This window comes from Mesorhizobium sp. ORS 3428, assembly GCF_001854785.1.
In the GTDB taxonomy this organism is placed as follows: Bacteria; Pseudomonadota; Alphaproteobacteria; order Rhizobiales; family Rhizobiaceae; genus Mesorhizobium.
The window spans coordinates 1-22488 of the sequence record NZ_MDFL01000014.1 but is presented as its reverse complement, the minus strand read 5'-3'; the positions used below and the strand labels follow the sequence as shown (position 1 = coordinate 22488).

At 64.1% G+C, this 22488-nt stretch carries 25 protein-coding genes and 1 pseudogene; 13 read left to right on the top strand and 13 right to left on the bottom strand.

The genetic code is table 11. The features are described 5' to 3' along the window. The first annotated feature begins 31 nt into the window (after nucleotides 1–31). The 4 genes from ORS3428_RS04015 to ORS3428_RS04000 all read left to right on the top strand — a co-directional run bounded on the left by ORS3428_RS04015 (nucleotide 32) and on the right by ORS3428_RS04000 (nucleotide 2420). Entirely contained in the window at nucleotides 32–856 is an 825-nt protein-coding gene (locus ORS3428_RS04015; protein WP_071094808.1) for an alpha/beta fold hydrolase, read from the top strand. 89 nt (nucleotides 857–945) lie between these two features. Next, nucleotides 946–1602, top strand: coding sequence for a glutathione S-transferase family protein (locus ORS3428_RS04010; RefSeq protein WP_071094806.1), 657 nt, complete (start codon nucleotides 946–948; stop codon nucleotides 1600–1602). Between the two features lie 6 nt (nucleotides 1603–1608). Next, on the top strand, nucleotides 1609–1944 hold the full coding sequence (locus ORS3428_RS04005; protein WP_071094804.1) for an ArsR/SmtB family transcription factor: 336 nt from the start codon (nucleotides 1609–1611) through the stop codon (nucleotides 1942–1944). Between the two features lie 11 nt (nucleotides 1945–1955). After that, complete coding sequence (locus ORS3428_RS04000; RefSeq protein WP_071094802.1) at nucleotides 1956–2420, top strand: SRPBCC family protein; 465 nt, start codon at nucleotides 1956–1958, stop codon at nucleotides 2418–2420. A 10-nt stretch (nucleotides 2421–2430) separates the two neighbouring features. On the opposite strand, the gene ORS3428_RS03995 is transcribed toward ORS3428_RS04000, so the two are convergent. From ORS3428_RS03995 to ORS3428_RS03985, 3 genes are all read right to left on the bottom strand, one after another. Beyond that, a complete protein-coding gene (locus tag ORS3428_RS03995; RefSeq protein ID WP_071094800.1) occupies nucleotides 2431–2718 on the bottom strand; it encodes an ArsR/SmtB family transcription factor in 288 nt (95 codons plus the stop codon). A gap of 31 nt (nucleotides 2719–2749) precedes the next feature. Next, nucleotides 2750–3994: an MFS transporter gene (locus ORS3428_RS03990; RefSeq protein ID WP_071094798.1), complete on the bottom strand. Its 1245-nt coding sequence runs from the start codon at nucleotides 3992–3994 to the stop codon at nucleotides 2750–2752. 84 nt (nucleotides 3995–4078) lie between these two features. After that, entirely contained in the window at nucleotides 4079–4273 is a 195-nt protein-coding gene (locus ORS3428_RS03985; RefSeq protein ID WP_071094796.1) for a DUF1192 domain-containing protein, read from the bottom strand. Between the two features lie 110 nt (nucleotides 4274–4383). Here ORS3428_RS03985 and ORS3428_RS03980 point away from each other — a divergent pair, with 110 nt between their 5' ends. From ORS3428_RS03980 to ORS3428_RS03970, 3 genes are all read left to right on the top strand, one after another. Further along, nucleotides 4384–5394, top strand: a complete 1011-nt coding sequence (locus tag ORS3428_RS03980; protein WP_071094794.1) for an NAD(P)H-quinone oxidoreductase — start codon at nucleotides 4384–4386, stop codon at nucleotides 5392–5394. 218 nt (nucleotides 5395–5612) lie between these two features. Continuing rightward, nucleotides 5613–5753 carry a DUF1127 domain-containing protein gene (locus ORS3428_RS03975; RefSeq protein WP_071094792.1) on the top strand — a complete coding sequence of 47 codons (141 nt, stop codon included), beginning with the start codon at nucleotides 5613–5615 and terminating at the stop codon, nucleotides 5751–5753. A 256-nt stretch (nucleotides 5754–6009) separates the two neighbouring features. Continuing rightward, nucleotides 6010–6711 carry a DUF1013 domain-containing protein gene (locus ORS3428_RS03970; RefSeq protein ID WP_071094790.1) on the top strand — a complete coding sequence of 234 codons (702 nt, stop codon included), beginning with the start codon at nucleotides 6010–6012 and terminating at the stop codon, nucleotides 6709–6711. A gap of 144 nt (nucleotides 6712–6855) precedes the next feature. Here ORS3428_RS03970 and ORS3428_RS03965 read toward each other — a convergent pair whose 3' ends face one another. Together ORS3428_RS03965 and ORS3428_RS32170 are read right to left on the bottom strand one after the other, a co-directional pair. Further along, nucleotides 6856–7575 carry a helix-turn-helix transcriptional regulator gene (locus ORS3428_RS03965; RefSeq protein WP_071094788.1) on the bottom strand — a complete coding sequence of 240 codons (720 nt, stop codon included), beginning with the start codon at nucleotides 7573–7575 and terminating at the stop codon, nucleotides 6856–6858. Nucleotides 7576–7796: 221 nt separating this feature from the next. Further along, nucleotides 7797–7961, bottom strand: coding sequence for a hypothetical protein (locus ORS3428_RS32170; protein WP_108722967.1), 165 nt, complete (start codon nucleotides 7959–7961; stop codon nucleotides 7797–7799). A gap of 190 nt (nucleotides 7962–8151) precedes the next feature. Here ORS3428_RS32170 and ORS3428_RS03960 point away from each other — a divergent pair, with 190 nt between their 5' ends. Further along, nucleotides 8152–8313 carry a hypothetical protein gene (locus ORS3428_RS03960; protein WP_108722969.1) on the top strand — a complete coding sequence of 54 codons (162 nt, stop codon included), beginning with the start codon at nucleotides 8152–8154 and terminating at the stop codon, nucleotides 8311–8313. 53 nt (nucleotides 8314–8366) lie between these two features. Here the strand turns inward: ORS3428_RS03960 and ORS3428_RS03955 are convergent, their stop codons facing one another. From ORS3428_RS03955 to tkt, 6 genes are all read right to left on the bottom strand, one after another. Continuing rightward, entirely contained in the window at nucleotides 8367–9107 is a 741-nt protein-coding gene (locus tag ORS3428_RS03955) for a DUF899 domain-containing protein (protein WP_071094784.1), read from the bottom strand. A gap of 160 nt (nucleotides 9108–9267) precedes the next feature. After that, a complete protein-coding gene (locus ORS3428_RS03950) occupies nucleotides 9268–10293 on the bottom strand; it encodes a class I fructose-bisphosphate aldolase (RefSeq protein ID WP_071094782.1) in 1026 nt (341 codons plus the stop codon). A 236-nt stretch (nucleotides 10294–10529) separates the two neighbouring features. Then, nucleotides 10530–11726 carry a phosphoglycerate kinase gene (locus tag ORS3428_RS03945; protein ID WP_071094780.1) on the bottom strand — a complete coding sequence of 399 codons (1197 nt, stop codon included), beginning with the start codon at nucleotides 11724–11726 and terminating at the stop codon, nucleotides 10530–10532. A 103-nt stretch (nucleotides 11727–11829) separates the two neighbouring features. After that, a complete protein-coding gene (locus ORS3428_RS03940) occupies nucleotides 11830–13719 on the bottom strand; it encodes a potassium/proton antiporter (RefSeq protein ID WP_071094778.1) in 1890 nt (629 codons plus the stop codon). 167 nt (nucleotides 13720–13886) lie between these two features. Continuing rightward, nucleotides 13887–14897 carry a type I glyceraldehyde-3-phosphate dehydrogenase gene (gene gap, locus ORS3428_RS03935; RefSeq protein WP_071094776.1) on the bottom strand — a complete coding sequence of 337 codons (1011 nt, stop codon included), beginning with the start codon at nucleotides 14895–14897 and terminating at the stop codon, nucleotides 13887–13889. Nucleotides 14898–15106: 209 nt separating this feature from the next. Next, a complete protein-coding gene (gene tkt, locus ORS3428_RS03930) occupies nucleotides 15107–17098 on the bottom strand; it encodes a transketolase (protein ID WP_071094774.1) in 1992 nt (663 codons plus the stop codon). Nucleotides 17099–17360: 262 nt separating this feature from the next. Between tkt and ORS3428_RS03925 the strand changes: the two genes are divergently transcribed. The 3 genes from ORS3428_RS03925 (at nucleotide 17361) to ORS3428_RS03915 (ending at nucleotide 19168) form a co-directional block, all read left to right on the top strand. Continuing rightward, nucleotides 17361–17633: a DUF4164 domain-containing protein gene (locus tag ORS3428_RS03925; protein ID WP_071094771.1), complete on the top strand. Its 273-nt coding sequence runs from the start codon at nucleotides 17361–17363 to the stop codon at nucleotides 17631–17633. Nucleotides 17634–17637: 4 nt separating this feature from the next. Continuing rightward, on the top strand, nucleotides 17638–18003 hold the full coding sequence (locus tag ORS3428_RS03920) for a cell division protein ZapA (protein ID WP_071094769.1): 366 nt from the start codon (nucleotides 17638–17640) through the stop codon (nucleotides 18001–18003). Between the two features lie 505 nt (nucleotides 18004–18508). Beyond that, nucleotides 18509–19168 carry a peroxiredoxin gene (locus ORS3428_RS03915; RefSeq protein WP_071094767.1) on the top strand — a complete coding sequence of 220 codons (660 nt, stop codon included), beginning with the start codon at nucleotides 18509–18511 and terminating at the stop codon, nucleotides 19166–19168. Between the two features lie 315 nt (nucleotides 19169–19483). Here the strand turns inward: ORS3428_RS03915 and rpoH are convergent, their stop codons facing one another. Together rpoH and ORS3428_RS03905 are read right to left on the bottom strand one after the other, a co-directional pair. Next, the gene (rpoH, locus tag ORS3428_RS03910) at nucleotides 19484–20395 is read right to left on the bottom strand and encodes an RNA polymerase sigma factor RpoH (RefSeq protein WP_071094765.1); all 912 of its coding nucleotides are present in this window, start codon (nucleotides 20393–20395) and stop codon (nucleotides 19484–19486) included. Nucleotides 20396–20606: 211 nt separating this feature from the next. Beyond that, nucleotides 20607–21695: an RluA family pseudouridine synthase gene (locus tag ORS3428_RS03905; protein ID WP_083354979.1), complete on the bottom strand. Its 1089-nt coding sequence runs from the start codon at nucleotides 21693–21695 to the stop codon at nucleotides 20607–20609. A 26-nt stretch (nucleotides 21696–21721) separates the two neighbouring features. Between ORS3428_RS03905 and ORS3428_RS03900 the strand changes: the two genes are divergently transcribed. Beyond that, entirely contained in the window at nucleotides 21722–22120 is a 399-nt protein-coding gene (locus ORS3428_RS03900; RefSeq protein WP_071094760.1) for a fimbrial protein, read from the top strand. After that, a pseudogene (locus tag ORS3428_RS03895) lies at nucleotides 22117–22488 on the top strand (VOC family protein); the annotation flags it as partial. The gene ORS3428_RS03900 and the pseudogene ORS3428_RS03895, both read left to right, overlap by 4 nt.

Genomic DNA, 22488 nt, shown 5'->3' with positions numbered 1-22488 from the left:
CACAATCAGATTGAGATGGGAGGAGAAGAGGATGGCCGCTTTGCCGCCCCCAGAAATCGCCTCGGAGAGTTTCGGCAATCCGGCCGATCCGCCGATCCTTTTGATCATGGGCGCCATGGCCTCGATGCTGTGGTGGCCGGAAGATTTCTGCCGGCAGCTCACCGAACGCGGCCGCTTCGTGATCCGCTACGACAATCGCGATACCGGGCGGTCGACCAAATACACGCCGGGCGCGCCGCCCTACACGTTCGAGGACATGGTGGATGACGCCATTCGCGTGCTCGACGATCACGACATCCTTAGAGCGCATGTGGCCGGCATGTCGATGGGCGGCATGATCGCGCAGACCGTCGCGCTGAAATACCCCGAGCGCGTCAGCGCGCTCACCGTGATCTCCAGTTCGCCGCTCGGCGTCGATACGTCGGGCCTGCCCGGAACGACCGAGGCCTACAGGAAGCAGGCGGCGCAGGGCGCGACTGTCGACCGGTCCAATCGAGCTCAGGTGCTTGATTTCATGGTCAGGAACTCACGCGCGCTGGCCGGCACCGCGCATCCGTTCGAGGATGCGGAGGTGCGCGCGCTGGTCGCGGCGGACTTCGACCGCTCCGGTGGATTRCTCAGCGCGATCAATCATTTCCTGCTCGGAGGCGGAGGCCAGAAACGGCACATACAGGATCTAACCGTGCCGTTGCTCGTCATCCATGGCACCGCCGATCCGCTCTTTCCGGTCGAGCATGGCGAGGYGCTGAGCAAGGCAGTTCCCGGCGCCAGGCTGGTGCGGGTCGAGGGTGGCGGCCACGAGCTGCACCGCGCCGACTGGCCGCAAATCATCGAAGCGATCGCGACGCATCGCTAGCCAAGGAAGGCTTGACTCTATCGGTTTATGAAAATAGTTAAGTGATCACTTCAGTATTGCTTCGACAGTTTGACCGAGAGCGCCAAAGAATGTCCCTGACGCTGCATTTCCACCCGCTCGCTTCCTTCTGCTGGAAGCCGCTGATCGCGTTCTACGAGAACGACACATCCTTCACGCCGGTGATAGTCGACCTAGGCGATGAAGAGTCGCGCGCGGCCTTCCTGAAAATATCGCCTACCGGCAAGATGCCCGCCCTGCGGGACGATGCACGGGACCGCACGGTGCTTGAATCGACCATCGTCATCGAATATCTCGCCGCCCATTACCCGGGACCGGTCGGGCTCATTCCCGCCGACATCGACCTCGCCATCCAGGTCCGCCAGACCGACCGCTTCTACGATTTCTATGTGCAGGAGCCGATGCAGAAAATCGTCGGCGACCGGCTGYGGCCACAGGACAAGACCGATCCGTTCGGCGTCGGGCAGGCGCGGGAGCAGCTGCGCAATTCCTACGCCATCATCGAGAACGAGATGAGAGGAAAGACCTGGGCGGTCGGCGAGACCTTCACCATGGCCGACTGCGCGGCCTCGCCGGCGCTGTTCTACGCCAACAAGGTCGAGCCGTTCGGCGACAATTTCCCCGCCGTGAAGCGCTATCACGACCGCCTGCTCGAACGCCCGTCCTTCGCCCGCGTGATCGAGGAAGCCCAGCCCTATTTCAAGCTCTTCCCCTACAATGATGGCTAGCCGGCGATGCTGCACGATCCCGCCCAGCTCGACCTGATGTTCCAGGCGCTCGCGGATCCCGCACGGCGTCAGATGGTGGAGCGGCTGTCGCGCGGTCCGGCCTCGGTCAGCCAACTGGCCGAGCCGTTGGCGATGTCGCTATCGGCCGTCGTCCAGCATCTCAACGTACTCGAGGCGAGCGGCCTGGTGCGTAGCGAAAAGCTCGGCCGGGTACGCACCTGCCGGATCGAGCCGAAGGCGCTGCAGGCTGCCGAGCACTGGATCAATGAGCGGCGCCTTGCCTGGGAGCGCCGGCTCGACCGGCTCGGCGATTTTCTCGCTGATACCGAGGATGAAAGCTGAAGGGAACCGTCATGACCGAACGATCCGTCGTCCATTCCACCTTCGTCATCGAGCGCCTCTATCCGGCGGCGCCCGAAAGAGTCTATTTCGCGCTGAGCGACCCGGCGGCCAAGAAGCGCTGGTTCGTCGATCCCGACAACCCGATGCCGAGCCGGCACGAAATGGACTTCCGCGTCGGCGGCAGGGAGGTGAATGCCGGTTGCCCGAGCGACGGCCAGATGCATTTCTACAATGCGGTCTATCAGGACATCGTACCAAACCGGCGCATCGTCTACAGCTACGAGCTGCTGTTCGGCGAAACCCGGGTCTCGGTATCGCTTGCGACGATCGAGCTGGTCGCGGAAGGCAAGGGTACGCGACTTATACTGACGGAGCAGGGAGCGTTCTTCGACGGCCACGATACGCCGGCCACTCGCGAGCATGGAACGGGCGAGCTGCTCGACGCGCTTGGCGCTGCGCTGGCCTCCGGGATCTGATGGTGGAATTCTAGCTTCCGGGCGTGCCGATCTCCTCGACTTCCCAGAATTGATCGAGCCAGACGTTGAGCCTGAGAAAGCCGGCGGTGCTGACGGTGTAGACGCGCCTGGTGCCTTCGGCCTTGGCGTTGACCAGGCCGGCGTCGAGCAGGACTTTCAGATKCTGGGAAACGGCCGGACGTGAAACGGGCAACCCGGCCGCCAATTCATTAACCGTCTTCGGGCCGCGCCGGAGCTCTTCCAAGAGATAGCGCCGGTTGGGATCGGCTATCGCCATGAAGGCGTCGGAAAACATCATTCCTTATTTGTGAGGCAAAGTTTTCCAAATCTCAACTATCGGTTTCAACCTTTCTGCGCGGATCGAGACGCAAGGCTTCCGGCGTGACGGCACGGTCGGCCGGCTGCGTCTTGAAGGCATCGCGGTCTTCAATCGGCACAGGCGCGCGGGCCTGGATACGCAGCAGCGTGTAGCCGGCGAGGCAAAGATGCGCGAAGGCGGTTGCGAGGAAGAGCCCTTCCGGGCGCAAGCCCATCAAGGCAGCGGCCAGCAGCGGCCCGATCATGGTGCCGAAACCGTAGAGCAGAAGCAGGCCGCCCGAGACCTTGACGAAATCCTCGGCCCGGGCGTGGTCGTTGGCGTGCGCGACCGCGATCGAATAGAGCGTGTAGGCGAAGGCGCCGTAGGCGGCGGTCAGCACGATGACGAAGACGCCCGAATGCGRCTCGAACAGGAAGATCAACAGCGCAAACAACGCCGCGCCGAAGGCCGCACCCGCCAGCACGAAGCGGCGATCGGTTGTATCGGACAGCCGTCCGGCCGGGAGCTGCATGGCCGCGCCGGCGATGACCACAAGGCTCATCATCAGCGCGATCTCGGCGGTGGAGATGCCGATGCGGGCGCCATAGACGGCGCCGAGCGTGCCCCAGGCGCCGTTGGCGATACCGATCAGAAGGCAGGCCACCGCCGACACCGGCGAATTCACGTAAAGGCCTTTGACGTCGAGCTTGACGTCCTGCAGCGGTTTGGGGTGCGACTGCGTCGAGACGGCGGTCGGAATGAGCGAAAGGCAGAACAGGATGCCAGTGATCATGAACAGCGAGGCCGATTTCACGTCGCCGCCGGCGACGATCATCTGGCCGCCCATGATCGAGGCGTAGGTGACCATCATATAGAGGCCGAAGACGGTGCCGCGGTTCTCGTTGGTGGCCTTCTCGTTCAGCCAGCTTTCGATGACCATGAAGGCGCCGGCCATGGTGAAGCCGGTGAAGGCGCGCAGCAGAATCCAGAAATACTCGTCGATGATGAGGCCGGTGAGCAGCGCAATGATCGCTCCCGACGCGGCAAAGGCGCCGAAGGCTCTGACATGGCCGGCGCGGCGCACGAGGCGCGGCGCGAAGAAACAGCCGGTGACGAAGCCGCCGGCCCAGGCCGTACCCATCAGGCYGAGCGAAGCGGTCGAGAACCCTTCTACCTGTCCGCGCAGCGGCAGGAGCAGGCCGTGCAGACCGGAAGCCGCCAGCAGAAACGCCGTGCCGCGCAGCAGCGAGAGGATCGGTCGGTAGGTTGCGAACATGGGCTGATCCAGCTGGGAATTTCGAGGCGCAGGTCTGGCAGTCGCATTCGGGCTTTTCCGGGGCGGGCAGGCACGCCGCGCGGATTATCCCCGGCGAAACAGCGCCTCGGCCGCGGATTTGGTGGCGCCCTTGGCTGCCCGCTCGGCTTCCAGCCTGGCGATCTCCTCGCGCAGCAAGTCAATGCGCTCGGACAACTCGTCGACGGACAGCAACGAGAGATCCTGGCCGATCTCGTGCGGGCGCGGCTTCTTCCTGGGTTCGTCGTCGAAGATCGCCATCGTCGCTCTCCCTCACTTGGCCATTTGCCTGATCCGGCAATCAGCATACATAGGGCGGGGGCGCGGATGCAAACGGGCCGGCGACGAACCGGCATAGGAGATCGGACACTATGGCAAGCGGACAGACGATCCCGGCAAAGATGACGGCCATCGCGATCTCGCAGCCCGGCGGCCCCAAGGTGCTGAAGCCGGAGACGCGCGACGTGCCGGCGCCTGGCCCCGGAGAGATCCTCATCCGCGTGCATGCCGCCGGCGTCAACCGGCCGGACGTGCAGCAGCGCAAGGGTGCCTATCCGCCGCCGCCGGGCGCCTCGGACCTGCCCGGCCTTGAGGCGGCCGGCGAGGTCGCGGCGCTCGGCGACGAGACATCGCGTTGGCGCGTCGGCGACCGGGTCTGCGCGCTGACGCCGGGCGGCGGCTATGCCGAATATGTCAAAGTCCATGCCGGCAGCGTGCTGCCGATCCCGGCGGGCTTCACCTATTCGGAGGCCGCCGCCGTGCCGGAAAACTACTTCACCGTCTGGCACAATGTGTTCGAGCGCGGCGGGCTGAAGAAGGGCGAGACGCTGCTCGTGCACGGCGGCTCGTCCGGCATTGGCACCACGGCCATACAACTGGCGTCGGCGTTCGGCGCCTATGTCATCACCACGGCCGGCAGCAAGGAGAAATGCGACGCCTGCCTGAAGCTCGGCGCCGACCGGGCGATCAATTACCGCGAGCAGGACTTCGTCAGCGAGGTCAAGGACGCAACCGGCGGCAAAGGCGCCGATGTCATCCTCGACATGGTGGGCGGCGACTATGTGGCGCGCAACTATGACGCAGCGGCGGTCGAAGCGCGTATCGTCCAGATCGCCGTGCAGGCCGGCGCTGTCVCAAGCGCCGACTTCGCAAAACTCATGGTCAAGCGGCTCGTCCATACGGGCTCGACACTCAGGCCGCGCACGGTCGAGTTCAAGGCGGCCATARCAGCCGCTCTCGAGGCCCAGGTTTGGCCGCTGCTCGGCACCCGCAAGGTGGCGCCGGTCATGGATATGATCTTCCCGCTGACGGAAGCCTGGCGGGCGCATGAGCGGATGGAGGAGGGCGAGCATATCGGCAAGATCGTGCTCGACGTCGGCTAGGCTGAGCGCTTCGCGCAATCTTCGGCGCCGCCTCGATCCGACCTGAATCTCGACACCCTGGGGATGTCGCACGCCCTGCGGCAGGCCGTTCAAAATATCTTAATGCTGCATTGCAACAAATGCATTGCCGGTATGCAAAAGCATCCGTTCAATTTCTGGGCAGCGGTGCCTATCTACGCGCCATCGCAACGAATGATCCAGATGAATGGAGGACTGAAATGAACCCGATCCGCRCTTTCCGCAACTGGCGCCTCTACAACGRGACCGTGCGTGAGCTGAACCGGCTCAACGCCCGTCAGCTGAACGACCTCGGCATCAACCGCGCCGACATCGAGAAGATCGCCCGCCAGGCTCTTTGATTTCAAGCGCGACCCGGCCGACAGGCCGGGCCGCGGCCGCRAAGCCAGAGCCGTCGCAGACGCTTGCTCGTCTCCGGTTCCGAACCCGCTGGACCCTGTCCAGCGGGTTTTGTCTTTTGGAACGCCGGTTCGCTCCTTCCCAAAAACATTGCGAAATCGTTGCGGAGCGTTTATATACGCCGCGAATTTCCCATTTTGGTGGCTCTAAAACCACCGCCCGCGCGGGAACGCGGGCGAACGAGAAGGATTTTTTGATATGGCCAATACGTTGCTGATGCCCAAGGCCACCGCCGTCTGGCTGGTCGACAACACCGCGCTCTCCTTCGAGCAGATTGCGCAGTTCTGCGGGCTGCATCCGCTGGAGGTCAAGGCGATCGCCGACGGCGAGTCGGCGCAGGGCATCAAGGGGATGGACCCGATCATCACCGGCCAGCTCACCCGCGACGAGATCGCGCGCGGCGAAAAGGATCCGAACCATCGTCTGAAACTGTCCGAGCCCAAGGTGCGAGTGCCGGAATCGAAGCGCAAGGGTCCCCGTTACACGCCGCTGTCGAAGCGTCAGGACCGGCCGAACGCCATCCTCTGGCTGGTGCGCAACCATCCCGAGCTCAAGGACGCGCAGATCGCGCGGCTTGTCGGCACCACCAAGTCGACGATCGAGCAGATCCGCGAGCGCCGGCACTGGAACTCGGCCAATCTGCAGCCGATGGATCCCGTGACGCTCGGCCTGACCTCGCAGATCGACCTCGACATGGAAGTCAACCGCGCTTCGCGCGGCCGCGAGCAGGCGCAGCCGGTCGCCGGCGACACGCTGCTGCCGGCAGCGCTGACCGAACGCCTGACGCCGGCTCCGGAAAAGCCGAAGGACGAGGATCAGGAGCTCGATCCCAACGCCGTCTTCGCCAAGCTTTCGGCGCTGAAGTCGAAGGACAAGAAAGACGACGAGGAAGAGGAATAAGATCTCTAAGGCGCTCGATTCCGTTTCGACGCGACGCGACGCGCTTTTCTCAAAACCGCTGCACTCTTTTGGGCGGCTTGAATTGACCCGACAAAAAAGCCCGCTTCGCGCGGGCTTTTTTGTCGGCGGGCGGCTGGGGAGGAGTCAACTGCGCRCCGCGCGGTCGGGCGCCATGCCGTAGTCTTCGCTGCGCTCCACGGCGCGATAGAAGTCGGCAAGCTGTTTGCCGCGCTCCGGCTTGTAGATGCGGCCGGCGATGACGACCGAGGCGATGCGGTCGATACGGAAGGCGCGAAAATCGTCGCGCATCTCGCACCAGGCGACGAGAGTCCAGACTTTGCTCCAGAACCACAATCCCAACGGCCTGATGTCGCGGGCGGTGCTGCGGCCGGCCTCGTCCGAATAGTCGATGGTAAGCACCTGGCGCTTCTCGATGGCGCGCTCGATCAGGTCGATCGCCTCGCGCGCGGCGTCGCTCACCACCCACATCGGCGTGTGGATCTCGGTGCGGGCGATGCGGTCCTTCTCGGCGTCGGGTAGCACGGCGCCGATCTTGACCAGCGCCTCGTCCGCCGCCCTAGCCATCGCCGCGCCGCCGAAGGCGCGCACCATGCGCGCGCCGGCAACCAGCGCCACGATCTCATCACGCGTGAACATCAGCGGCGGAAGGTCGAAGCCCTCCCTCATCATGTAGCCGACGCCGGCCTCGCCGTCGATCGGCACCCCCGTCGACTGCAGGTCGGCTATGTCGYGATAGATGGTCCGCTCGGAAACCTCGAGCCACGTGCCGAGTTTCTGCGCGGTGACCAGCCGGCCGCCACGCAGATGCTGCACGATCTGGAAGAGTCTGTCGGCGCGGCGCATCGTTTGACCCCTTGGTTTCGGTTCTATGCTCGCCGCGGTCCCAAAGCCGGTTCCCGCAGGTTCGAGGCTGCCTCATAACGCAAGCCTCCTGACAACATACTGTCAGGAGGCGGCAGCCAATCCACCCGGAGCCAACGGCGTCTTCCCGGACATCCAGTATTTCAACCGCCATTACATCTGGGCGCGGCATGGGCTCCATCCAAGTCGCAGCCCAAAAAATTTCAATTCTCGCGCACGCGGCCGTCGTACAGGTCCGGCCAGCCGATGTCCTTGCGGATGTCCGCCGGCAAGGTGTTCAGAAAACGCACGGTGCGGATCTCGTTCCGCACCGTGCGGATCCTGCCGACATAGTGCTGCACGCCGCGCAGTATCGTAAAACCGTTCATGACAAGGCTCCTCTTTTTCGATGGGAGCAGTATCTCACACCCCTGCTGACAGCAGTCTGTCAGCAGCCTGGCAGGGCTGCCGCAGCGGCGCGGGAAAGCTTGGCGAAGCGTCGGGAAAAGATTGTTTGTCAGGAGCGACGGGCTGCAAGAACCGCTTTGACAGCCGGCGGCGATGCTGGTCAAAGGCGGCATGACGAAACTTCTCGCTCTTGTCATCATCGGCATCATGCTCATCCAGGTCATCAAGCCGCTCGGCTGGCCGGGGCTGAGGCGCCGCAGCGACTTCTGGAAGCTGGCGCTGCTTGCGATGGCCGCGATCTCGCTCGCGGCTGTGCTTGGGCATTGGGCGTGATGGGGATATAGCCTGCCGCTCCCGCGCATGTTTCTTCCAAGGTGAAAGAGCCGTCACGCGCAGCAATCCGGGCTAGCCTTGCCCTGGTCCTGATATTCGTCGTGCAGCCGTACCCAATCCATCAGGCCATGATAGGGGCCGGTCTCGTCGCGGCCCYTTGGYGTCATGTCGAGATAGTGGTAGGCGCCGATCAGCGCATCGCCGCCGCGGGCACGCGACATGAAGGTAAGGAAGATGTCGCCGCATTCGTCGCGATAGAAGACGCTGGTGCCCGGCAGGTCTTTCGATCTCAGCGGGCGCTTCTCGAAATTGTAGACGGTGTCGCCGGCTGCGATCTGGCGGTCGGTGAAGGAAACCTGCATGTCGAAATTGAAGTCGGACGCATAGGACGACACCCAGTCGAACTTCCAGCCCATGYGCTGCTTGTAGGGCAGGAGCTCGGCCAGGGGTGCCCGTGAGACGACGACCAGCGAAACGTCGTGGTGCTTGAGATGCTGGTTGGCGCCGTCGATATGGTCGGCCAGGAACGAGCAGCCCTCGCAGCGATGGTCGGACCCCGGCGTCATCATGAAATGGTAGACGATCAGCTGGCTCTTGCCGGCGAACAGTTCGGCGAGGCGCCTCGGTCCCTRCTCGCTTTCGAAGACATAATCCTTGCGAAGCTTCAGCCAGGGTAGTTGCCGCCGCTCGGCGGCGATGCGGTCGCGGAACCGCGTCAGCTCCTTCTCGCGCTCGAGGTGCCTTTTGTGCGCCTCGAACCAGTCCTCGCGGGAAACGACGGCATTGCGATGCATGAGTATCTCCTGTCCTCTCCTGCCAAGGACGTTCGGCATCGGCGCGATCCGACATGGCCGGCGCGCTTTCCGACGCAGCATCAGAAGTGGGAATGCCGGCCGTGAAAAGCAAAGCCCGGGCGATGGCCCGGGCTGGGTGCTACGAATTGCAGGGGTAGGATCAGGCAGCTTTTTCCAGCGCCGGCTGCCACTTCCCGAGTGCGGCGAGGTGGTTCATATGGGCGCGGTGGAWGAAGGCAGCCTGGCCTGCGGCGACGTTGGACGCCTTGCCGCTCCAGGCCTTCTGCGCGGCTGCCTGCAGGGCGCGGCCGTAGGAGAAGCTGAGCTTCCACGGATGCGGGCCGATGACGTTGATGGCGTTGAGGTTGGCTGTCGCCTGCTCGTCATCCTGGCCACCGGAGAGGAAAGCAATCCCCGGTACTGCCACCGGCACGGTTTCGCGGAACAGCTTGATCGTCTTCTCGGCGACATCTTCGGGATTGTCCTTCTTGCCCGATTTCTTGCCGGAGATGACCATGTTCGGCTTGAGGATGGTGCCTTCCAGCACCACGCGCGCGGCATAAAGCTCGCCATAAACCTTCAGCAGGGTCGCCTTGGTCACCTCATAGCAGGTGTCGATCGAATGGGCGCCGTCCATCAGCACCTCCGGCTCGACGATCGGCACGATGCCGGCCTCCTGGCAGAGCGCGGCATAGCGGGCGAGTGCATGCGCGTTGGCGCCGATCGAGGTCACCGAAGGCACGCCTTTGGCGGTGTCGATATCGATCACCGCGCGCCATTTGGCGAAGCGGGCGCCGAGTTTGTAATAGTCCGCCAGCCGATCGCGCAGGCCGTCGAGACCCTCGGTGACGGTGTCCCCGGGAAAGCCGGCCAGCGGCTTGGCGCYGAGGYCGACCTTGATGCCCGGAATGGCGCCGGAGGCCTTGATGATGTCGACGAGCGGCGTGCCGTCAGCGGCTTTCTGACGGATCGTCTCGTCATAGAGGATAACGCCGGAAATGTACTTGGTCATCGCCTCCGTGGCGCGGAACATCATCTCGCGGTAGTCGCGCCGGTTGTCGGCGGTCGATTCGACGCCGATCACGTCAAAGCGCTTCTTGATGGTGCCGGAGCTCTCATCGGCGGCCAAAAGGCCCTTGYCATCGGCCACGATCGCGGCGGCAATGTCTTCGAGACGTTCGCTCATGGTGCTCTCCTTGACGGTTATGTTCCGCGCCTAGCAGAACACTACAGCCAAAGGAATGACGCCGGAAAGCTCGAATCGATTGAAAGGATTCCAGACCTGAACCGGCCCGCCCACTGTTGATCGTGTGATGTTTCCGGCCAGATTTCTGCACCGCTAGGCGTTGCCGCCTGGCGCCAAAATGGGTTGCTTCACCGCAATTCCGGACAGAAAACCGCCCGGCACYTTTCGGAATTGCTTTAGCGCTTCAGCACCTCGACGCCGGGCAGCGGCTTGCCTTCCATCCATTCCAGGAACGCGCCGCCGGCGGTCGAGACATAGGTGAAGTCGTCGGCGACGCCGGCATGGTTGAGTGCGGCCACCGTGTCRCCGCCACCGGCGACCGACACCAGCTTGCCGTCCTTGGTGCGGGCCGCGRCATGCTTCGCCGCTGCCACCGTGGCCCGATCGAAGGGCTCGATCTCGAAGGCGCCGAGCGGGCCGTTCCAGACCAGCGTCGCGGCGCGGTCGATCCAGTCGGTGACGGTATTCACCGTCTTTGTGCCGACATCGAGGATCATGCCGTCGGCCGGCACGGCCTCAATGGCGACGGTTTCGCTCGGCGCGCCGGCCTTGAATTCTTTTGCTACGACGCCGTCGGCGGGCAGGATGATGGCGCAGCCGGCTTCGGCCGCCTCGATCATGATCTGCTTGGCGGTGGAGGCCAAGTCATGCTCGCACAGAGATTTGCCGACATCGGTGCCGCGGGCGGCGAGGAAGGTGTTGGCCATGCCGCCGCCGATGACCAACGCGTCGACCTTCTTCACCAGATTCATCAACAGGTCGATCTTGGTCGACACCTTGGCGCCGCCGACGATGGCGACCACCGGCCGCACCGGATTGCCGAGGCCCTTTTCCAGCGCGTCGAGCTCAGCCTGCATGGTGCGGCCGGCATAGGCCGGCAGCCGGTGCGCCAGGCCTTCGGTCGACGCATGCGCGCGATGCGCGGCGGAAAAGGCGTCGTTGACGTAGACGTCGCCATTGGCGGCGAGTTTTTCGGTGAAGGCCGGCTCGTTCTTTTCCTCGGCCTTGTGGAAGCGGGTGTTCTCAAGAAGCAGGACGTCGCCATCCTTCATGGCGGCGACGGCGCTTGCCGCCTTGTCGCCGATGCAGTCTGCGGCAAAGCCGACCGGGCGGCCGAGCACCTCGGCCGTCGCCCGGGCGATCGGCTCCAGCGAGAACTCGGCCGACGGACCATCCTTCGGACGGCCGAAATGCGCAAGCAGGATCACCTTGGCGCCCTTGCCGGAGAGCTCGGAAATGGTCGGCGCGATGCGCTCGATGCGCGTGGCATCGGTCACCTTGCCGTCGGCAACAGGCACGTTGAGGTCGACACGCACCAGGATGCGCTTGCCGCTCACGGCGTCGATATCGTCGAGTGTCTTGAAGCCGGCCATGGTCGTTCCTTTCCGCGAAAACGCGGGCGACCTTACCCCGCACCGGGGACGATGCAAGGGCTGCGTTACCGCAAGCGCGCAAAAATGATGTCGGCGTGAGACATCAGCTTTCGCTTGGTGCTTTTTGCGCCGCAGGCTCGGGCGTTGCTGCTTCGTCCCGCCCGTTTTCGGCGGTCTTAGTTTCCGCTGGCTTGCGCCAGTTGCGGATGAAGGCCCCAATGCGGTCGGCGATCTCGCCGGCGCTGAGGAAAACCGGCACGCGCGCCACGGGCGCAGTCGGCTCGAAGGACAGGCCAAGGCCGGTGATCCTGCCCTTGTCGTCGACATCGCGCACGATCAGTTCGATCGGTCCGATCATCACGCGGTCGGCATATTCCGCCTGACCGCCGAGCCGCTCCGTGACGAGTGCAGCAACAGTGAGCTTCTGCTCGGCTTCGGTGAGGCCGGGCGCGTAGGCGGCTTCCAGCTCGGYGGCGGAGCGGGCCGGGTCGACCGGGAAGGCGCCGAAGAAGTCGGCATCCTCGGGGTCGACGACGGCGCGGCTGGCGAACAGCTTGTCGAGCAGGCGCGGATAGCGGTCCGGCACGAAGATATAGACCTGGTCGCCGGCGGCCAGCCTGCCCATGTCCTGGAAGCGCATGGAGCGGCCGTCGCGCAGCACCAGTGAGGGCCTTGCCCAGCGCGGGATGCGCTCGCCGCGCGCCACCGGGCTGCCGGGCGCCACGCGATAGGCGAGCAGCTCGTGATGCGCGGAGCCCGGCAGCTCGAGCTCGACCTTGTCGAGCGGGCCGAGCCGCGCCGGCACAATCAGGCCGAGGCGGCGCGCCAGCGGGCCGACGGTCCAGCCCTGAACCACCAGCGACACCAGCACGATGATGAAGGCGGCGTTGAAGATCAGCCGGCCGTTCGCCAAGCCGCCCAGCAGGGGCGTGATGGCAAGCAGGATCGACACGGCGCCGCGCAGGCCGACCCACGAGACGAAGGCTACCTCCGGGCGCGGCAGGCGGAACGGGACCAGGCAGAGCCAGACGGCGAGCGGCCGCGCAACGAAGATCAGGAACAAGCCGAGCAGGATCGCGGGCACGAGGATCGCCGGGAACTGCGAGGGCGTGGCGAACAGGCCGAGGATCAGGAACATGATGATCTGCGCCAGCCACGAGATGCCGTCCTGGAAGCGCTTGAGGATGGTGACGGCGCGGATATCGGAATTGCCGGCGACGAGGCCGGCGAGATAGACGGCCAGGAAGCCGGAGCCGCCGATAGCGCCGGCGGCGGCGAACACCATCAGCGACAGCGTCAGCACGAAGATCGGCAGTAGGCCGTGGTCGAGGTTCAGCCGCTCGACGAGACGCACGATCGCCAAGCCGCCGAGCACGCCGATGACGGCGCCAAGCCCCATGTTGAYGAGGAAGCCGATCGCCAGGTTGGCGGCGAGAGCGTCCGCCTGCGGGTCCGTGTGCGCGGCGATGATCTCGACCAGGGTGATGGTGAGGAAAATGGCGATCGGGTCGTTGGTGCCGGATTCCACCTCGAGCGTCGAGCGCACGCGCTCACGCAGATGGATCTCGCCGGCGCGCAGCAGGAAGAACACGGCGGCCGCGTCGGTCGAGGCGACGGCGGCGCCGAGCAGCGAGGATTCCAGCCAGCTGAGGTCGAGGAGATAAAACGCGGCGACGCTGAAGATGCCGGTGGTGATGATGACGCCGACGGTCGCCAGCGACAGCGCCGGTCCCGCCGCCTGGCGCAGAGCGTTGAGCGGGGTGCCGAAACCGGAATCGAACAGGATGATGGCCAGCGCCAGCGAGCCGGCAAAATAGGCCAGGCGGGCGTTGTCGAACTGGATGCCGAGGCCGTCGACACCGGTCGCCAGCCCGATGCAGAGGAAGAGAAGCAGCAGCGGAGCGCCGAAGCGGAAGGCGATCAGACTTGAGAACGCGGCGGCAACGACAAGCGCTGTGCCGACCAGCGTTACAAGATAGATCGCGTGCTCCATCCAGAACTGCCCCTCAAATCCGCGTCCCTCCCGCTTTACGGCAGAGTGGGGCGAAGACATGACGGGTGCAAGGCGGCAGCATGGCTTTTTTGCCAGGGCCGCTGGTGCCGAACGAAAAACGCCCGGCCGGAGCCGGGCGTTTCAGACGATCAAAAGGACGACTGCAATCAGGCGATGGTCTTGCCGAGYGCGACGGCGGTGTCGCCCATGCGGTTCGAGAAGCCCCATTCGTTGTCGTACCAGGAGAGCACCGAGACAAAGTTGCCGTCCATGACCTTGGTCTGGTCGAGCGCCGCGATCGAGGAATGCGGATCGTGGTTGAAGTCGATCGAGACGTTCGGGTGATGGGTGACCGACAGGATGCCCTTCAGCTTGCCGTTGGAGGCGGCGATCAGCGCCTCGTTGATCTCCTGCGCGGTGGTCGAGCGCTTGGCGATGAACTTGAAATCGACGACCGAGACGTTCGGTGTCGGCACGCGGATCGAGATGCCGTCGAGCTTGCCTTTGAGGTCGGGCAGCACGAGGCCGATCGCCTTGGCTGCGCCCGTCGAGGTCGGGATCTGCGACAGGGCCGCGGCGCGGGCGCGGTAGAGGTCCTTGTGCATGGTGTCCAGCGTCGGCTGGTCGCCGGTGTAGGAGTGGATCGTCGTCATCATGCCCTTCTCGATGCCGACGGTCTCGTGCATCACGGCGGCAAGCGGCGCCAGGCAGTTGGTGGTGCAGGACGCGTTCGAGATGACGATGTGGTCCTTGGTCAGCTTGTCGTGGTTGATGCCGTAGACAACCRTGAGGTCAGCGCCGTCGGACGGGGCCGAGACGATGACGCGCTTGGCGCCGGCGGTCAGATGCGCGGCGGCCTTGTCGCGGGCGGTAAAGATGCCAGTGCATTCGAGCGCGATGTCGACGCCGAGGTCCTTCCAGGGCAACTGGGTCGGATCCTTGATGGCGGTGACCTTGAACTTCTCCTTGCCGACGGAGATCTGGTCGCCGTCGACAGTCACCTCGTGCGGGAAGCGGCCATGCACGCTGTCGTAGCGGAGCAGGTGCGCATTGGTCTCGACCGGACCGAGATCGTTGACGGCGACGACCTCGATATCCTTGCGGCCGGATTCATGGATGGCGCGCAGGACATTGCGCCCGATGCGGCCAAATCCGTTGATGGCAACTCTGACGGTCATTGTTCTCTCCCTGGGGCTGGAAAGCGGATGGGTCCGCAGCTTCATAACGGCGGGCGGGCAAAGAATCCAGCCGAATAAGCCGATATTTAAATCGATTAGGCTAGCCCAGCCCAGTGAAGCCGTCCGAAAGGCTTCGCTGCACCGGAACGTTATTGCTTCGTTACATGTCGCTCAAAGCGGCTGCCCGCTTTTGAGCGACATGCAATGCCTCAATTGCCGTGCAGGCGGGCTTCAACCACCTTGGCCGCAGCCTCGGCGGTGATGCCGAAATGCGGGTAGAGCTGCTCGATCGATCCGGACGCGCCGAAGCCGGTCATGCCGATGAAGATGCCGTCCATGCCGATGATGTGGTCCCAACCCTCGCGGATGCCGGCCTCGATGGCGACCTTCACCTTAGCATTACCGATCGTCTTCTTGCGGTAGTCCTCGCTCTGCTGGGCGAACAATTCGAAGCAGGGCACCGAGACGACGCGGGTCGGGTGGCCGTGCTTCTCGAGCAGCTCGCGGGCGCCGAGGGCAACCTCCACCTCCGAGCCGGTGGCGAAGATGGTCAYGGCCGCCTCGTCGCTGGCCGCGGCAAGCTCATAGGCGCCGGAGGCGCTGAGGTTCTCCTCACTGAATTCCGTGCGCACGGTCGGCAGGTTCTGGCGGGTCAGCGCCAGAGTCGACGGCGCTTTTTCGGACTTCAGCGCCAGCTGCCAGCATTCCGCCGTCTCGACCRCATCGGCCGGGCGGAACACGTTGTGGTTGGGAATGGCGCGCAGCGCTGCCAGATGCTCGACCGGCTGGTGGGTCGGACCGTCCTCGCCGAGCCCGATGGAGTCATGCGTCATGACGAAGATCGAGCGGATGCCCATCAGCGAGGCAAGGCGCATCGAGGGGCGGGCATAGTCGGAGAAGCAGAGGAAGGTGCCGCCATAGGCGATCAGGCCGCCATGCAGGGTCAGCCCGTTGATCGCCGCCGCCATGCCGTGCTCGCGGATGCCGTAGTGGACATAGCGCTGGCCGTAGTCGTCCGCCGTGATGTTCTTGGTCTGGCTGGTCTTGGTGTTGTTGGAACCGGTGAGGTCGGCCGAGCCGCCGATGGTTTCGGGAATCGCGCCGTTGATCACTTCCAGCGCCATTTCCGAGGACTTGCGGGTGGCGACCTTCGGCTTGTCGGCCGAGAGCTTCTTCTTGTACTCGGTGATGACGGCGTCGAAATTGTCCGGCAGCTTGCCGACGATGYGGCGCTCGAATTCGCCCTTCAGCTTGGCGTCCGCCTTGGCAAGCCGGCCTTCCCAGTCGGCGCGCGCCTTGGCGCCGGCCTTGCCGACCTCACGCCAGGCGTCGAGGATGTCGGCCGGCACCTCGAAGGGCGGCGACTCCCAGTTGAAGAATTTGCGGGCGCCGGCGATTTCCTCGGCGCCGAGCGGCGAGCCATGCGCCTTGTTGGTGCCGGCCTTGGTCGKGGCGCCGAAGCCGATGGTCGTCTTGCAGGCGATCATCGTCGGCTTGTCGGAATGGCGCGCCGCCTCGATGGCGTAGGCGATCGCTTCCGGATCGGTGCCGTCGATGTGGCTGGCGTTCCAACCGCTAGCCTGGAAACGGGCGACCTGGTCGGTGTTGTCGGCGAGCGAGACCGGACCGTCGATCGAGATGTTGTTGTTGTCCCAGAAGACGATGAGCTTGTTGAGCTTGAGATGGYCGGCGAGAGCGATGGCCTCCTGGGAAACGCCTTCCATCAGGCAGCYGTCGCCGGCCAGCACATAGGTATAATGATTGACGAGGTCGTTGCCGAAGGCTGCGTTCATGATGCGCTCGCCCAGCGCGAAGCCGACCGAATTGGCAAGGCCCTGGCCGAGCGGCCCGGTGGTGGTCTCGATGCCGGCGGCATGGCCATATTCGGGATGGCCGGCGGTCCGCGATCCGAGCTGCCGGAAGTTCTTGATCTGGTCGATCGTCATGTCCTCGTAGCCGGTGAGGTACAGGAGCGAATAGAGCAGCATCGAACCGTGGCCGGCCGACAGGATGAAGCGGTCGCGGTCGGCCCAGTGCGGCGCCTTGGCGTCGAATTTCAGGAAGCGGSTGAACAGCACCGTGGCGATGTCGGCGCAGCCCATGGGCAGGCCGGGATGCYCGGAATTCGCCTTTTCGACGGCATCCATGGAAAGGAAACGGATCGCATTGGCCATCCGGTCATGTTGTTCACGCGAGGTCATGCTTCCTCCGGAAATAGGGGTTGGAGCCTTGGGAGAGCCCTTGGAAAGGATGCCGCGACACATAGCAGCCGCGGCCTTTTAGTCAACAAATCGCTCGGCTTTTGCCGGGCTTGTGATGGGGTCRATCGCGCAACATTAGCGTTAGCGGGGGACAGTCGCGAGAGCTTTATTGACGCGCGCTTCACACGACGCCTAATCTTTCCCGGATAACGCGTTCTGAACGCGAGCGATTCGGTGATGGGCAGGGCATAGGACGAAGGCCATGACCGGGGAAACGACCCTCAAGGAAGTCATCGCCAGGCTCGGYAAGGCCATGGAAGGGCTGGAAAATGCCGTGGCGGCGCGGCTTGAGCATGAGCGCGACTATTCCGAAGCCGAAGCCGAGGTGCAGCGCATGAACGCCGACCRCTCGCGGCTGGCACAGGAGCTCGACAATTCCGAAGCCCGCGCCGAACGGCTGGAGGATGCCAACAAGGAAGTGTCGCGCCGGCTGGTGACAGCCATGGAGACCATCCGCGCGGTACTGGACAGGTAGGCCAATGGCACAGGTCACGGTTTCCATCGACGGCAAGCAGTATCGCATGGCTTGCGACGAGGGCCAGGAGGRGCACCTGATCGACCTCGCCGAGCRCTTCGACCGCTATGTCATGCATCTGAAGGATTCGTTCGGGGAGATCGGCGACCAGCGGCTGACCGTGATGGCCGGCATCATGGTGATGGATGAGCTCTCGGAACTCGCCAAGCGCGTCAAGGGCATGGAAAGCGAGGTACAGACGCTGCGCAAGACACGCGATGAGGCGCTTATCAAGGCCGACAGAAACGACAGCGTGCTGGTCACGGCGCTCGGCGCGCTCGCCCAGCGCATGGAAGATCTGGCGGCGACGCTGGCGATGAAGAAGGCCTAAGCGCGCCGCGTCGAAGCGAGCTCAGGCGACGCCTTCAAATCCTCTTTCCATCGACGTCTTTTTCCCAACCGCTGCAAGTTTCTCAAAGCGCGTCGCGATCCTTCAGGTACGTTCCATGCGCTTTATGTTTTTGATTTTACGCATGTCTTTGTCCCGAAACCGGCTCCCGCTTTCGGGAGACTTGCTTCAAGGCACGTCGCGCTGAAATGTATTCAGACGGCGCGCTTTAAGCCTTTGTGTTTCGAGGCATGGCGTTCCCCCAAAACCGCTGCGCACTTTTGGGCGACATGCATTAGCGACATGCTGCCGCTCCATTCCCGGTCGGGCGGCTGCGTCGGAAATTCCAGCTGTCTTTTCCAGGAAAAGACGAAATTTTTCCGCCGCCTCCATCAGGCCGGCAGACACAAGCCTTTTGAACCTGGCCGTCCGGCAGTATAGAAGGCTGAGCCGAGCCGGACGGGTTGGCCTGTGCCGGCGGCATGTCACAAGGGTAAGGGAGCACGTCATGAGCCTTCGCATCAACGATACCGCGCCGGACTTCACGGCCGAGACCACGCAAGGAACGATCAATTTCCATCAATGGATCGGTGACGGCTGGGCGGTGCTTTTCAGCCATCCGAAGAACTTCACGCCTGTCTGCACGACCGAGCTCGGCACGATGGCCGGGCTGGAAGGCGAGTTCAGGAAGCGCAACGTCAAGATCATCGGCATTTCCGTCGATCCCGTATCGAGCCATGAGAAGTGGCAGGACGACATTAGGACTGCCACTGGCCAGACGGTGAACTATCCGCTGATCGGCGACAAAGACCTCAAGGTCGCCAAGCTTTACGAGATGCTGCCGGCAGGTGCCGGCGAGACGTCGGAAGGCCGCACGCCGGCCGACAACGCCACCGTGCGTTCGGTCTATGTCATCGGCCCGGACAAGAAGATCAAGCTGGTGCTGACCTATCCGATGACCACGGGACGCAACTTCGACGAAATCCYGCGCGTCATCGATTCCATCCAGCTGACGGCCAAGCACCAGGTAGCGACGCCGGCGAACTGGAAGCAKGGCGAGGATGTCATCATCACCGCCGCCGTCTCCAACGAGGACGCGATCAAGCGCTTCGGCGCCTTTGACACGGTGCTGCCGTATCTGCGCAAGACCAAGCAGCCGACGGCGTGATTGGCGGCCTTGGCGATTGGCGAAACCATCGATGAGAGCGCCCTCTCCCCGTCACTATACGGGGAGAGGATGCCGGCAGGCAGGTGAGGGGCGGCGCCAGCGTTGGATGGATAGGCAAGGGGCGGGGCTTCAGGCCCGCACTTGATTCTGAGCGCGCTAACTGTCGAAGTTCGCACTGCCCCTCATCCGCCTGCCGGCACCTTCTCCCCRTATAGTGACGGGGAGAAGGGAACTGGCCGCGCCGCTTTCGCCAATCGCGGACATTAAAAAAGGCGGCGCCGGAGCGCCGCCTTTTTCTATTCGATGTCGAGCTTGTCAGGCCGCCGGCTGCGCCTCGATGGTGCGCAACGCCTGGTTCTGGCGCTTGGCCGCGGCCTTGACCRCGTCCTGCACCTTCTCGAAGGCGCGCACCTCGATCTGGCGCACGCGCTCGCGGCTGATGTCGAACTCGGCCGACAGYTCTTCCAGCGTCAGCGGCTCCTCGGCCAGGCGGCGCGCCTCGAAGATGYGCCGCTCGCGATCGTTGAGCACCGAGAGGGCGCCCGACAGCATGGCGCGCCGGCTTTCCAACTCGTCCTGCTCGATCAGCATCTCTTCCTGGCTTTCGTGGTCGTCGACCAGCCAGTCCTGCCATTCGCCGGACTCACCCTCGCTCGCCCTGATCGGGGCGTTGAGCGAAGCGTCGCCCGACAGGCGGCGGTTCATCGACACCACCTCGGCCTCGGAAACGTTGAGGCGCGTGGCGATCTCGCTGATCTGATCGGGCTTCAGATCGCCTTCGTCGAGCGCCTGGATCCTGCCCTTCACCTTGCGCAGGTTGAAGAACAGGCGCTTCTGGTTGGCGGTGGTGCCCATCTTGACCAGGCTCCACGAGCGCAGGATGTATTCCTGGATCGAGGCCTTGATCCACCACATCGCGTATGTGGCGAGGCGGAAGCCGCGCTCGGGTTCGAATTTCTTGACGGCCTGCATGAGGCCGACATTGCCTTCCGAGATCACCTCGCCGATCGGCAGGCCGTAGCCGCGATAGCCCATGGCGATCTTGGCGACGAGCCGCAAATGGCTGGTGACGAGCTTGTGGGCAGCCGAAGTGTCGCCATGCTCGGCATAACGCTTGGCGAGCATGTACTCTTCCTGCGGCTGCAGCATCGGGAAGCGACGGATTTCTTCCAGGTAACGGGCGAGACCRCCTTCACCGGAAACGATACTGGGTAGTGACTGGGCCATGATTGCGCCCCCTCTCTATTGGAGTGATGCCCCCTAAACGCGGCGGGCATGTGACGCGAATGCCAATCGGCTCATCCGCGGCAACGGCTGTATATAGGAACAAAACCAGAAAGGACAGGCATTTGTTCAACGCAAAACAGTGTGTCACGCTTAAGTGAACAACGCCAGTCAGGTTTTTTGATGGCTGGTTTGAAGCGTCTTGATGGCGGGTTCAGAGCTTCCGAAAGCCGCCGACGAGTTCCTCCATGTCCCTCGGCATCGGCGCCTCGAACCGCATCGTTACATGGGTAGTCGGATGCCGGAATTCAAGGAGCCAGGCGTGGAGCGCCTGCCGGGGAAATGCATTGACCTCGTTTTTGAGCGGTCCCGGCAGTCGGTTGGCCTTGGTACGGAAGGCCTGGCCGTAGTCCGGATCGCCTATGACGGGATGGCCGATATGCGCCATATGGACCCTGATCTGATGGGTGCGGCCCGTTTCCAGCCGGCATTCGACCAGGCTTGCGGTGGCGAAGGCCTTCTGCCCTTCGCCGAAGCGCTCGACCACGGTGAAATGGGTGACGGCGTGGCGGGCGTCGTCGCGGTTTTCGGGAACGACGGCGCGGCGGACGCGATCGGCGGCGCGGCCGAGCGGCGCGTCGACGGTGCCGGTCGGCCGCTGCGGAATGCCCCAGACCAGCGCCAGATAGGCACGCTCGAGATCGCCGGTCAGGCCGTGGTCGGCAAAGGCCTCCGACAGCGTCTTGTGGGCGCGGTCGGTCTTGGCCACCACCATGACGCCGCTGGTTTCCTTGTCCAGGCGATGCACGATCCCCGGCCGCCTCACGCCGCCGATGCCGGACAGGCTGTCGCCGCAGTGATGGATCAGCGCGTTGACAAGCGTGCCGGTCCAGTTGCCGGCGCCGGGATGGACGACCAGTCCGGCCGGCTTGTTGACGACGATCAGTTCGTCGTCCTCATAGAGGATGTCGAGGGCGATCGCCTCGCCCTGCGGTTCGGACGGCTCCGGCGCGGGCATGACCACCGAGACACGCTCGCCGGCGACCATCTTGCGCTTGGCCTCCTCGACCGGCTTACCGGCGATCGAGACGGCGCCTTGTTTGATCAGCGCCTGCACACGGCTGCGTGAAATTTCGGGACCGAGCCTGGCGGCCAGCCACTGGTCGAGGCGCTGGCCGGCGGCTTCCGCGCCGGCTTCCAGCTCCACCGCCTCGCCGCCGCTCAACGCCTCGCCTGCCGATTCATCCTCTGTCAAAAATCGGGGCCCTATCAAAATCGGAGTGTCTTCGTTATGAGCGCTCATCGAAACCCGTTGCGGAATGTTTAGCCATGGCCCGGCCCAACGCCGAAGAAGCCCCGTTTGTTGAAGGCGGGGAAAAGCCGCTCGACCCCGCGGCCGAGAGAGTGCGCAGGAAGCTTATCRGCTTCATGGTCGTCAATCTCGGTCTTCTGTTCCTTGCCCTTATGGTGGTGATCGGGGCCCTTGTCTACAAAGCGCGCAATGCACCCGGTGCCGGGCCGGTACCCGTCGCCGATGCCCAAGCCCCGGCCGGCGCGCCGCTCTCCGGCGACATCGTGTTGCCGGTAGGCGCCAAGGTCGTGAGCCAGGCGCTGTCCGRCAACCGCCTGTCGATCGACGCCGAGCTTGCCGACGGCGGCAGAGCAATCTTCGTCTACGACATCGCCGAACGCCGCATGATCGGTCAATTTGCGATCCGCAACAAATGAGCAGCTTTGCCGAGAAGCGCAGCATTTGCGACCGTGGCGCTCGTCGTCGAAAACTATGACGATGCGATCGCCTGGTATGTCGACCGACTCGGCTTTGTGCTGAGCGAGGATGCCGACCTCGGCGGCGGTAAGCGCTGGGTGACGGTCACGCCGCCAAGCGGACACGGCGCGCAGCTGCTCCTGGCGGAGGCTTCGGGTGAGACGCAGGCGAGCCGCATCGGCAATCAGACCGGCGGCCGGGTGTTTCTCTTCCTCGAGACCGACGACTTCGCCCGCGACCACCAGGCGATGCTTGCCAAGGGCGTCGAGTTTCGCGAGGTGCCTCGCTTCGAGGCCTATGGGACAGTGGCGGTGTTTGCCGATCTCTA

Bases quoted from the DNA above. Each gene is read 5' to 3' on its own strand.
- ORS3428_RS32170 (WP_108722967.1), bottom strand. From the start codon at position 7,961: ATGAACGGTTTTACGATACTGCGCGGCGTGCAGCACTATGTCGGCAGG.
- ORS3428_RS03905 (WP_083354979.1), bottom strand. From the start codon at position 21,695: ATGAGCGCTCATAACGAAGACACTCCGATTTTGATAGGGCCCCGATTT.
- ORS3428_RS04000 (WP_071094802.1), top strand. From the start codon at position 1,956: ATGACCGAACGATCCGTCGTCCATTCCACCTTCGTCATCGAGCGCCTC.
- ORS3428_RS03960 (WP_108722969.1), top strand. From the start codon at position 8,152: ATGACGAAACTTCTCGCTCTTGTCATCATCGGCATCATGCTCATCCAG.
- ORS3428_RS03970 (WP_071094790.1), top strand. From the start codon at position 6,010: ATGGCCAATACGTTGCTGATGCCCAAGGCCACCGCCGTCTGGCTGGTC.
- ORS3428_RS04005 (WP_071094804.1), top strand. From the start codon at position 1,609: ATGCTGCACGATCCCGCCCAGCTCGACCTGATGTTCCAGGCGCTCGCG.
- ORS3428_RS03985 (WP_071094796.1), bottom strand. From the start codon at position 4,273: ATGGCGATCTTCGACGACGAACCCAGGAAGAAGCCGCGCCCGCACGAG.